The sequence below is a fragment of the Nostoc sp. 2RC genome, assembly GCF_014222165.1.
In the GTDB taxonomy this organism is placed as follows: Bacteria; Cyanobacteriota; Cyanobacteriia; order Cyanobacteriales; family Nostocaceae; genus Nostoc; species Nostoc linckia.
The window spans coordinates 1-2,712 of the sequence record NZ_JACKZU010000602.1 but is presented as its reverse complement, the minus strand read 5'-3'; the positions used below and the strand labels follow the sequence as shown (position 1 = coordinate 2,712).

2 protein-coding genes are annotated in these 2,712 nt (G+C 42.3%); both read right to left on the bottom strand.

All coding sequences use genetic code 11. The features are described from left to right. Nucleotides 1-87: 87 nt before the first annotated feature. Complete coding sequence (pgl, locus tag GNE10_RS33635) at nucleotides 88-810, bottom strand: 6-phosphogluconolactonase (RefSeq protein ID WP_185570373.1); 723 nt, start codon at nucleotides 808-810, stop codon at nucleotides 88-90. Between the two features lie 920 nt (nucleotides 811-1,730). Next, nucleotides 1,731-2,477 (bottom strand): ribonuclease PH, encoded by a 747-nt coding sequence (gene rph, locus GNE10_RS33630; protein ID WP_185570372.1) that lies wholly within the window; start codon nucleotides 2,475-2,477, stop codon nucleotides 1,731-1,733. Nucleotides 2,478-2,712: the final 235 nt, after the last annotated feature.

Sequence of the window (2,712 nt, the reverse complement as noted above, 5' to 3'; positions counted from 1 at the left end):
TGCCCCATGCCCTTTGCCCTTTGCCCTTTGCCCTTTGCCCTTTGCCCTTTGCCCTTTCCCCTTTGCCCCATGCCCCATGCCCTTTGCTTAAGTTTGGAGTTCCGAACCTGCTGCGGCATCGAGAAGCCACCAAAGTTCCCCTTGGGGCTGAATTAAACGGGATGGGTAAGTGGAGTCATCGGCTACGGGTGCAAAGACTTGCGCCAAAGCTGGTATTTTGTTAGCACCGGCAACCAGAAAAATCACGCTGCGAGCAGAATTAATGAAGGGGTATGTAAAAGTTATCCGCTGGCTTTCGTTTTTGTTGCCCACAGTGACCAAGCGATCGCGTACTTTCAGTGCCTCTGTATGGGGAAACAAAGATGCGGTATGTGCATCATCACCCATCCCCAGTAATATTACATCTAACACTGGAAACTCCGCCCCAGAAGAATTAAAAAATTCTTTTAGATGCTGTTCATACTTAGCAGCAGCTTCGGCTGGGTCAGCTTCTAAAGTCGGTACTGGGTGAATGTTAGCAGCTGGGATATCAACATGATTTAGCCATGCACGACGCGTCATCAGTTCATTGCTATCGGGATGATCTGGTGGTACGTAACGTTCATCTCCCCAGAATACGTGAATTTTATCCCAAGGCAATTTTTGATTGGCGATCGCTTCATATAACGGCTTAGGTGTGCTACCGCCTGATAAAGCGATGGTAAATCGCCCCCGTTGCTCAATGGCAGTTTCTAACTTCGACAAAATTAATTCTAGCGCTCTTGCAACTAGCGCTGACTGATCCGGTAGAACTTCAACCGTTTTGTTCATAGCTTTATCATCATATTGCTGCCTTCCAGCAATACAATAACCAACTTCTTACAATCCTCCTTTTTAACTTTTGAAACATTTAACATAGCGTTGACTGTTGACGGTTGACTGTTGACTGATAACTGGAAAGGAAATATTTTTCTGCCCTCGTTGTATGATTTATCACACGAGAGTTGAGCTTGAATAAACTTAGATGCCTTCGATCGCCTTTGCTCGTACTAACTATTAACTACTGTCATGATTATATTTTATTAACATCCAGTTACTTAATACTTGTTTGATTGACGACAAATGGAAAATTTTAGCAAAAATTAACAAAATTTTATAAAATCATTGATGCAATTTTTGAGCAACTAGCACTTTTGTCATCAATGAGTTTTAGATGATAAAAGCGTTTTACATATAAGTCTTGATGCCAAAGCTCCTGTGGATATCGATCTCTTTTGTTTGACTTTTTCTCTTTTTCCTCTGATTAGAGTAACAAAATAAAGCTAAATAAAACTGTCCGATCGGGACAGTTTTATTCTCAGGATACAAGCGTTAAATTTCCCCGCGTGTTTTAGCTTTTAGCTGGCTTTGGGGTGAATTTAGCAAAACAATGGTTTCAGGATATTCTTTGCCTAAATTGATAAAAAAGCGTCAGGTAAAATCTAGATACTTTTACTTACTCGCGTGAAATGTCAATAAATTCATTGTGTGTGATGTGAAGGTTACCAAGAAAGCTATGTCTGCTCTTGAAAAGCAAGTAGACCGTCTCACTAACTCTACAAAAGAGGAAAAAGGAGTTGCCGTCGCAACCCCTTTCTCCTCCCTAGAAAAATGATTATTATTCTTTAAAGGAGGCTTCCTAGTTTTTGTTGATTAATTTATTCTTTGGAAGTCCCCTCTTATCTATTACCTATTGCCTGTTTCCTACTATATTAAAAATCACCTACAAATAGCTTTTCCCAGTCAGCGATCGCTTCGCGTTGAGCGATTAACAATTGCTCAATTCCTTTTTGAGCCACATCTAAAAGCTGATTCAACTGATCCCGGCTAAAGCTACCTTCTTCAGCAGTACCTTGGACTTCAATGATTTCCAGATGTTGATTCATCACTACATTAAAGTCTACTGTTGCAGCTACATCTTCTATATAATTTAAATCTAAAAACGCCTCTTTTTCTAGTAACCCTACAGAAACGGCTGCTACCTGTCCGCATAGGGGCGATCGCTGCAAGGTTCCCTGCTGCAATAATTTAGAAATGGCATGAGCCAAAGCCACAAAAGAACCTGTAATCGCTGTGGTTCTAGTTCCGGCATCTGCTTGCAGGACATCAGCATCCACAGTCAGGGTATGTTCTCCCAACGCTTCAAAATCCAATGCTGCGCGTAAACTGCGCCCGATTAAACGCTGAATTTCCTGCGTCCGTCCAGATAACTTCAATAATTCTCGTTCTTGGCGTTGTTGTGTAGCAGATGGTAGCATTCGGTACTCAGCAGTTAACCAGCCCTTACCTGTTCCTTCCAGAAACTTAGGAACTCCCTTATTGACGCTGACAGTACAAAGTACTTGAGTATCGCCGCATCTTGCCAAAACAGAACCGGGAGCAAAGCGAGTAAAACTGGGGTAAAAACTTAACGGACGTAGTTCGTAGGGAAGACGACCGTCTGGACGCTGCCAAGCCATTGGATTTGCCTCAAGATTTTTAAATGGAATACTGCCTTAAGGTTACCTTAGTAGGGCATTGGGCATTGGTGAGTGTTGACTGATGACAGTTGACTGTTGACTGGAAAATCAGGATTTATTCTCCTTGTCTCCCTTGTCTTCCTTGTCTCTCATCTCCCCAATACTTGTCGGGTTTTGGGGGAAAGGGAAAGGGGAAAAGGGAAAGAAAAAACCTTTAACCCTTACCCTTTAACCC

Excerpts from the sequence above, each read along its gene's own strand:
- pgl (WP_185570373.1), bottom strand. The coding sequence starts at position 810 with ATGAACAAAACGGTTGAAGTTCTACCGGATCAGTCAGCGCTAGTTGCA.
- rph (WP_185570372.1), bottom strand. The coding sequence starts at position 2,477 with ATGGCTTGGCAGCGTCCAGACGGTCGTCTTCCCTACGAACTACGTCCG.